Annotated in this window: 3 protein-coding genes; 1 reads left to right on the top strand and 2 read right to left on the bottom strand. The window is 53.2% G+C overall.

The genetic code is table 11. The features are described 5' to 3' along the window. Positions 1-267 (bottom strand): hypothetical protein (locus ACR0MP_RS21805; protein WP_480893911.1); only part of this gene is annotated, 267 nt, incomplete at its 3' end. Between the two features lie 595 nt (positions 268-862). Next, on the bottom strand, positions 863-2,011 hold the full coding sequence (locus ACR0MP_RS21800) for a Hint domain-containing protein (protein WP_480888089.1): 1,149 nt from the start codon (positions 2,009-2,011) through the stop codon (positions 863-865). Positions 2,012-2,925: 914 nt separating this feature from the next. On the opposite strand from ACR0MP_RS21800, the gene ACR0MP_RS21795 reads away from it, so the two are divergent. Continuing rightward, positions 2,926-9,339, top strand: a 6,414-nt coding sequence (locus tag ACR0MP_RS21795; protein WP_480888091.1) for a beta strand repeat-containing protein, incomplete at its 3' end; no start/stop codon positions are given.

The following is a 9,339-nucleotide window of genomic DNA, read 5'->3' as shown; positions in this document are numbered from 1 at the left end:
GACGCCGGTGCCGCGGATCGCTGTCAATTCGTTCGCCGTCACAGAAATATCTCCGGACGGGCTCTGATTGTCGATCCGAATGGCTGTCCCAGACTGGCTGGAGATGCGCTGTTCGGCTTCGATTGTGATGGCCTGATCGGATGGGATGTTCCGGCCAACTACGTTGATTGTATCGCCATCCGACGCGAGGAAACCAACAGTTTGTACCATGATGCTTCCCCCGATGGTCACACCAGAAAACTGTTCGATATCAATCACGTTGGTCACGGTCACCCCCTTCGTAATTGACGGAATTATCAACGGCCACAACGGGTTTGGGGATGGCTATCTCGATCGTCGGGATGTCTCGATCACGCTCAACGGGAATACACCAGCGCCACCGACGCCCAACTAGAGACCATTCGTGCGGATCGGGATCTACAGCGGAATTGAGATTACCGAGACAAATCCAATCCCTAACTGCCCAAACGCTGTCTGACATCAGCAGCAGTGGAACGATTCAGGTCGATTTGATAAGAGAGAGCTTCTGGCTCATCGCGTCCGCTAAGGAGTGGAGATGAGAAAGGAACCTGAAACCAACCAGAGCCAAAGTGGAAGGATGGCTCTTGTCACAACGGACACAGTCACAACCGGCTCGTTTCCAGAATAGACTTCTCACAACGCAATTGTTGTGGTGATTTCGACCATCATAAAGTCTGACAACCAGAGCCGCATCTCGTCAGTAGGCGTGTCGATGACATTGATCGCACTTCTGGGAGGATGCTAATGTCATTCCACAACACGCTGAATGGCTTGGTGATTTCGTAAGAGAGATCCGGTTCTCAAAGGTGGTCTTGCCCTGACAGGCTTTCTGTTCTGGCTGTCAAGGTTCGATCAGAGTTTTTGAGGTCTGCGCGAGGCGTGAAATGAGATCTTCGATCTGTCGCCTTTGTGAGATCACTAAGCGCGCCGGCGGCAAGGCTTGCGAGTCTGATCTGAGCTGAGGAAATAAGCTCATGATCTCCTTCCGGGCGGTCGGTGCCAACGCCAACAAGGCCTGCGGTCCGGTATAGAAGCTTTCGGTGGGCGTATCGTTTGAGAAAACAATCTCATGACGATCAAAGAGGATATGATAGTAGGTCACTCTCGCATTTGTCATCTTCAAGGCAATCCCGGGTGCTGACGTTAGTTTCCCGGCCGGGATAAGTGCTTCGGGGCTGTTGAACATGCGCTGTGCAACAGGCGAGTTGACTAGCAATCTGAGCTGTTGGCTGACATATAAATCCTGGCTGGGTACGTTCGGCGCAAGCTCACCAGCCAAAATTTTGATTGGGCGAAGTCTGGGGTTCAGAAACAGCTCTGCCGTTGAAACTTCTCTGCGTCCAACCCAACGAACGGGCTGCGAGCCGTGGTCCATGGTTCGAACTAGCGAACCGACACGCAACTCTTCGACTGGCACACCGCCTTTTGAAGTTGTGATTTTGGTGCCTTCAACGAAGCAGACTGGCTCACTGTCTACTCGGTCGACTGCCAGATTGTAGCCCGCTCCGACGCGTCCGTTGGCCCAAACTGGATCGGTCAGCTCAATTGAGACAATGTTGGCAGATTTTATGTCGTCTTGATTGCCGCTTTCGTCGATCTCAGGCACCCAGTACATGCGACCTTCAGTATCCTGAACGATCACTGCACTTGTCTTAGAGGTTGCCCCGTTTCTATGGATGATGGTTGCATCAAATGTCATCGAGGCGTCGAATCTCTGCATTGTGATGCCACCGTCAACGCTAAACTGATCGTTTGCACAATTGTTGTCGATGTCGGGTCTAGTCGACCAGCATGGGTCAATGGTGTCGAAGCTATCGGATTCTGTCCCCGCAGGTTGCCATGTCATTTGGCTGCCCCAAAGTGGCTCGGTGACGCTGCCATAAGTCCTTAACGCATCTTCGACCGCGCTTGTCGACAAAAGACTATTGTCTTGAGCTTGAACCCAGACGGTCGAGGTGCCGAGGGAAAACACGGAAATAGTAGTCGCCATCTACGCCTCTTGAGTAGTCGATTGAGTACTCGCGCGGTCGAAACGCTGGAATGCACGTTGCACTGGCGCGCGATGCTCTCGCCGGAGTGAAATCTGAGTTCGTTAAAAACACCGGTGGCAACACTGGCCGCCGCATGAGATTTCAGCATCCAGACGAGCCAAATGGCCATGCGTGGATGTCTCAAAGTTGTTGACGCGCTATCATCAGTGCGGCCGAGTTTTTGGAAATGAACCCGGAGCAGTATTTGTACTGCTTGCTTTCTTAAGGCTATTTCAGTGTTCCGTTGAAAGCTGTTCATGAACCGATGTGTAACCCCCAATTGACGACCACAGCAGCGAGACATGACACTGCGCAACAGATTTCAAACTACCTTGTTTTTCAAGTTTTTTCGTCGGTTAGGTCTCCGTAGGAGCTTGGCCCGATGATTGCTGTTGGTGCGCGATCAACTGTCTTTCAACTTTGTATGATTGGCGTGAGACAGAAAGTACCCAGCATTGAGACGGATGAGCAACGACAGCCCTGGCCTGAATTCGCTACAACGACTTCGTCAGCGTGTCATACGTTCAAGCCCTTGTTTCAAGCTTTGTCTGGCTGGGTATCCCTTAATTGGAATAAGCCATGGCAAAAAAGAGGCTGAGGTTTGGATGCATCATGATGTGTGATCAAAAAACACGCTTGTGGAGTAGCCAGGTAACGAGGTTCGCTGATGCAACGAAAATCCAAGTGGCCTTTTAGAAAGGCGACAAGGCAATTGCATCACTTCAGTGATGGCAAGCTGGGCAGAGGCGTCAGGATCGGACCTGATCAGCCAGGCCAAAAAATAAGTCAAACTATCAACGGTCATTTTACGAAGTGCTGAGTTTTCATGAATAACAAGCGTTCGAGCCCGCTAAGGAACATACGTGGAGGTCGTATGACCAAGGTGGCAGGTCAGGCTGCAAGCTATGCATCTGAGGCTGGCTTGAACCTTTGGGGCGGCGTTTCAGCCGCTACCTTGGCGGTTGTAATTGGATCTGTTTTTGCGTCCCGTGCACAAGCTCTTTGTACAGAAACCCTCATATCCGGAAGTCCGGAACAGTTGTATGTTGAGTGTACTGATGACGCGCCCATCAATCGGACGAACCTCATTTTTCCCGACTCAGCTGATCCGAATTCCTGGGATGTTGAGCTTCAACTATTCGGCGACACGAATAGTGTTACAGGCACCGATCGCGTCTCAATCCAGGCGGCGAACAGTATTACCGTCACTCAGTCAGGAACCGGCAGTATTAGCGCGACAGGTGGACTGGATGATTTTAGTATCATCGACATCGACCAAACCAACACCGGCGACTATGGTGGTAGCATTCGTGTTATCACCAACGGTGATCTCACATCTGATGGTGACGTCATCAATGTACGTGGGCAAAATATTGACTCCAGCGAAGCCATAACCATTCAGACAAGAGGTGATATCGAAAGTACTGACGGAAGCGGCGTATTCGTTCGCAACGAGCTTTTTAGCCAGGGTGACCTCGTTATCCAAACGGGCAGCAGAAATGGCAGCGCAACAGGCGGGACGATTACCTCCGACGACTTCGGCGTGTTCGCTACGACATATTCCGATAATGCAACAGCCTCCGTGACGGTTCAAGGCGACGTAACGACCAACGCTTTTGCCGGCGTCCGGGTCAACGCGCGTGGTTGGAACACGGATGCCAGCGTGACAGTGTCAAACGGGGCTACGGTCACGGTTACGGGTGACCCGACTGCCGACCCGCAGGACGCCGGACATGCGGTACATATTGAAAACTATGACTTCGGCATAACCGACCACGGAGACTCCACAGTAAACACTGTCGGCGCAACACTGTTGGGTTATGACTCGGGCGTTCGCATATCCCAAGGCAGCGGTGGCAATGTCTCTGTCACAACAGGCGACATTGGTGCTCCTGTGACTAAAACATCAGGCTTCCCAATCGCGGATAGTAGTAACACTGCAAGGGGTATCCACATTGACGTGCTTAACAATGCGAGTGTCTCAAACCAAAATGACGAAGTATTCGTTGATGCCACCGCTGGATCCATAAACGTTAATGAGCACGGCATCTCTGTCAACAATCGGGGCGGCGGTAGCACCACGATCAGCACAGCAACGGTTTTCACCTATGGTGATTTTACAACTGGTCCCTGGAGCGCGATCCGTACGCGGACGAATGGGTCAACAGTGGATATCACGGCAGGTGTCGACGACACAGATACAATTATTGGCGACCGCGGCATTGATCTGGTCCATTCGGGTTCTGGCGATGCCACAATTACCATAAACGCTAAGACTGTTTTCGGTCGGAACAGCGAAGCCATTCTTGCGGAGGTCAGATCGTCAGCAAACCTATCGATTACCGGTGACCCGACCGCCACAACTATCATTGGGACCGGAAACGGTGTCGTCATGACATCAACATCTGGAGACATCTCCTTTCAGGATGTCGAAGATGTGAGTAGTAGCTTAAAGGCGTTCGGCCTGGCGTCCAACTCGGGCAATATCACGATCAGCAATGTAGGTGGGGTAACGACACTACCAGGGCCTCTGGGCAGCCACACGATTGAAGTCAGCACCAACTACGGTGATATCTCTATTCAAGGGGTTGGCACGGTTACCGGGATCACTAGCGGCAATGGAGATGGTATCAATGCAAGCACGATTGACGGCAACATAGACATTGGAAATGTCACAGCGATTGGTGATATTTCCAGCCCGAATGGAGATGGTATCAATGCTTTGAGAAGCCTCGGCGGGGCTGATACAGGCGGTATTGATATAACGACCAGCGCTGTAAGCGCCTATGGCTACGGTGTTTTGGCTAGAGACTTGGGCTCGTTCAGCAGTGGCGTGACTGTTCGTACCAACGGCGCTGTCGAGTCGACCGGGAGTAACACATCCGGAGGTGGTAGTGGTATCAGTGCGACGTCTCGAAGGGGTCCTGTTTTCATTCAGGCCAATGGTGATGTAACTACAGCCAGTACTCACAGTGCTATTCTCGCTATGGCAACCGGCGGAACCGGTAATGTCGTGGTTCAGGCGCGCGGCGAAGTCGAAGGTGGAGAAACGGGAATTTCCGCCCTGAATTCAGGGACTGGAAGCGTATTTGTTGGGGCCTACACTGCTGATCCAAACGGAACGAGTCGGGTAACGGGCGACATCGGTATTCGCGCACGTAATTATTACGATGGTAGTGTGTCTGTTGCGGCCACAAATGTGACCGGTACAACATATGACGCGATCTATGCTCTCAATGATACAGGTGCTGGAGGTGTTAGGGCAGACGTCACTGGTCGAGCAGTCGGGCGAACCAACGCTGTCCGGATCGTGAACGGAGGTACCGGTCGTACGACAGTCGGAGCCTTTGGGAGTCTCATTGGTACCACCGGCGCAGGGATCGACGTATCTTCAACAGCTTCGGCTGCAGCGGATGTCGATATTTATGGCGCCGTTCTCAATTCATCTGCGACCGGCACTGTGGCCGGTGCTACTGCGGGGATCACCATCGAGTCGGCAGGTGCCGGCGTCAATATCAGGGATTTTTTGTCTGTTTCTTCTACTCAGGGGCCGGCCATTGAGATTAGCGAGACTGGCGGAGCCCCTGGTGTAAATGAAGATATCCAGATCAACGACATCGGCACCATAAGGGCAGAAAGCACGACCTCCGGTGCAGCGGCAATTGATATTACAACAACGTCTTTGGACGTTCGTATTTTTGATGTTGGCGGATCGGGTGGTATTAACAGCGACTCGGGGGCGGGCATCGCTGTCGAAGTTCGCAACGATGATGTGACTATTGGTCGAGACGCCTCTGGTGCCTCCGCACCGGTGGGCGACATTACCGCGGCGGCGACGGGCATTAACGTTGAAACAACAGCCGACGGCAGTGGCAATATCATCATCGAGACGTCTGCCATTGACGCCGGTGAATATGGTGTTCGGGCTTATAATTCGGGCGTTGGAACCACAACCGTCGTGACAAACGACGATGTTAATTCTGTCGACAGTGGCATACGGGTTGTGAACTCTGGTGGCGATGTTTCGATCACAACAGGCAATGTGAGCGCGACCGGTTCAAGCAGTGTTGGTATTCTGGCCGCTGTCAGCAATGGCGATGGTGACGTACGCATTACGTCCACTGGCGCCGTTTCGGGAACTGGAAGCTACGGGGTTCTCGCACAGTTGGGAAACTTTAGTACCGGCAACTCGTACGTGAATATTACAAACGCGAGCGGCACAGCCTCTGCAACAGGGTCTACCGGTATTTCTTCATCTGTAAACAGTTCGGCATCGGGTTCGGTTTTCATTGCCGCGGACAATGCCACCGGCACGACGGGCTCAGGTATCTCAGCAAGGCGGGCTAGCACCTCAGCCGGGAGTGTTTCGGTCGAAACACCCGGAACGGTCTTGGGCGCGCTGAGCGGGATCCGGGCCTTAAATTACGGCAATGGCTATGTTAAAATTCAGGCGTCAGGTTCGACGACAGGTACATCGTCAGTTGGTATCTACGCGAGATCAACGCGTGGAGTAGACAGCTACATAGCAATAAGCGGGGCAGATAGCGACGGCGATGCCACCGGCTCGGTCACTGGCGCCACTTTCGGTGTCTACGCCCGCTCGAACGGTGCAGAAGTTACCGTTCAGGATTTCGCATCCGTGACAAGCACTGGCGGGAGCGGCATTCATACACGTTCCAGAAGTGCGGACATCACGATCAGCAACATTGGTACCGTGGATGCAAACGGGACCGACGCGTTGGATCATGCCATTTATGCGCTCGCTCCAAATGCCGTCGTTGGTGTTTGTGGTAATGCTTCCATCCAAGGTGTCGGCACCACAGGTGGCATAACCTCGGCAGGCGGGAACGGCATCTATGTCAATACCTGCGGGGACATCAACATTGGTGATGAAACCGCAAACGGGTACATCACTGCGGAAAATGGCGATGGTATTCAGGCAATAACCTCTGGCGGCAACATCACGATTGGCGATGCGACGCTGACAAACGGGGCGATCACCGGTGACGGTGGAGACGGGATCAACGCAAGCATCACCGGAGGTGACGGTTCGATTGGCATTGACGTCGACACAGCACTGGGCACCGACGATGCGGTTTACGCGGTAAACTCTGGGACCGGGGATGTCACCGTGAACACTAACGCCGCAACCGGCGACACAAACAATGACGGATCGGGCGATGGCGTTGGTGCGACTATCGACAATGCTGCGAGCAATGCGAACGTGTCTGTCACCACCAGAGGCACGATAACAGGCAGTGGATACGGCATTATTGCGCAGAACCTTGGTTCAGGTCAGATCAGCATTTCTGGCAGCAACACAAGTACCGTAACCGCAGACTCTGTGGGCATTAGGGCTCAGTCTTCAGGTGGCGATGTCTTGGTAGGGAACTTTGCCTCTGTGCGCGCCGATGGCGGCGATGCTTTGACACTACAATCAAATGGTGGCGAGATCACAGTCAGCTACATCGGTACAGTCGATGCGAACGGTACCGATGCCGCAGATCATGCTATCTATGCGCTGGCTCGGAATAGCGGTGGCACATCTTGCGGGAATGTTTCCGTTCAAGGTGTCGGCGTTACGGGCGGGATAACCTCGGCAGGTGGGGACGGCATCCATGTCGATACTTGCGGCGACATCAATATCGGTGATCAAACCGCGAACGGCCATATTACTGCTGCAAATGGCGATGGCATTGATGCAACGACCTCTGCCGGCAGTATCACGATTGGGGAAATCTCCCTGACGAATGGGGATATTAACGCTGCACAGTCGGGGATAAATGCCACTATCACTGGCGGAAGCGGGCAAATTGATATCATCGCAGAATACGTGACTGCCTTGGGGAATTTTGGCATTTACGCGAAAAGCGACAGCACAGGTGACATCATTATCACCACCACCAACACCTCTGGAACCGATAGCGTCTTTGGCACGCAAGCCGCGACTTACACGCGTAATGATGTTGGTGGAGCGACGACGATCAAAGCTTATGGCGATTTGATTGGTGACATCGGGATTAATGCAGCCAACAACAGCTCGGCCAACACATCGCTTTACATCAAGGCAGCCGGAGAAACGTTGGGATTTGGTGCGTACGGAATCGTTGCAGCGAACAACGGCACCGGCGATCTGACGATTGATGCGACCAACGCAAGTAATAGCGCAGTGGTAGAAGGCGGACTTGGCGTCGGTATTGCAGCACACAACTATAATGGTGGTGCCGTTAATATCTATACGGACTACGTATACGGCTATGGCGGCGACGCAATCTCTGCAACGAACGAGGCTTCGGCGGGGGCAACCGACGCCACCAGCATGTCGATTACGGTCAACCGTTTGGTCCAAGGCTCCGATGACGGGATCAATGCCAAAAACTACGGCACCGGTGATTTGACCATCACCGCGACCAATGGCAATATGGCAAATCCTGTGTCTGTCACTGCCGTTGAGCGCGGAATATTCGCCGACAACCAAAATGGCGGTGCCGTCACGATTACGGCAGACAATGTCACCGCGACGAACAATGGTGCGATCGTAGCCCAAAATGACGACAACGGCACGTCGTTGAGCATTACGGCATTTGGGAACATCATCAGTTATGGCCCGCATAGCGGTGTATTTAATGCCCCGACAGGCAATGGTATCCTGGCGATCCACAAGGGCAGTGGCGACCTGTCAATCACGACCTATGGCTCGGTCTACGGCTACGAAAGGGGGATACGCCTGCGCAACTATGGCGCTGGTGACATCGTCGTCCAGTCCTCCAAAACGTTTGATACAGATGTGATCCGTTCAGAAGGTAGCGGGCTCGATATCGTGCATTATGGCTCGGGTGGCATTGACATTGATGTCGTCGACGTCGTGTCAGGCGCAAATGGTATCGCTGCGCAACAACTTGGATCAGTCACTGGCGACGTCGACGTCAATGTCACGGGAACTGTATTTTCAAACAGTGTCGGAATGTTCGTGGAAAACACAGGAACCGGCGGCGTTACAATCGACGTCACAAATGCGGCAGGCGACGCAGATGTCTATGGTTACCACCATGGCGTCATGGGTCAGAATGAGACGGGCGGGTCGTTGGTTATCACCGTCGACAATGTGACTTCTGAGCGATACAAAGCCATTCGGGCCCGGGGCTTAGCGAACACTACAGATGTGTCTGTCACTGTGAATGGGTCCGTCTCAACAAATGGCCGGGAAGCGATTGAAGCGACGAATGAGGGCACTGGCGACCTGACGGTTTTTGCAAGCAACGCGGATAACGATGTGTCGGTATCGGGC

It is taken from the genome of Ruegeria sp. K3, assembly GCF_056531845.1.
Note: the sequence above shows the minus strand (reverse complement) of the source record. Positions and strands in the feature narration are given on the sequence as shown.

Excerpts from the sequence above, each read along its gene's own strand:
- ACR0MP_RS21800 (WP_480888089.1), bottom strand. The coding sequence starts at position 2,011 with ATGGCGACTACTATTTCCGTGTTTTCCCTCGGCACCTCGACCGTCTGG.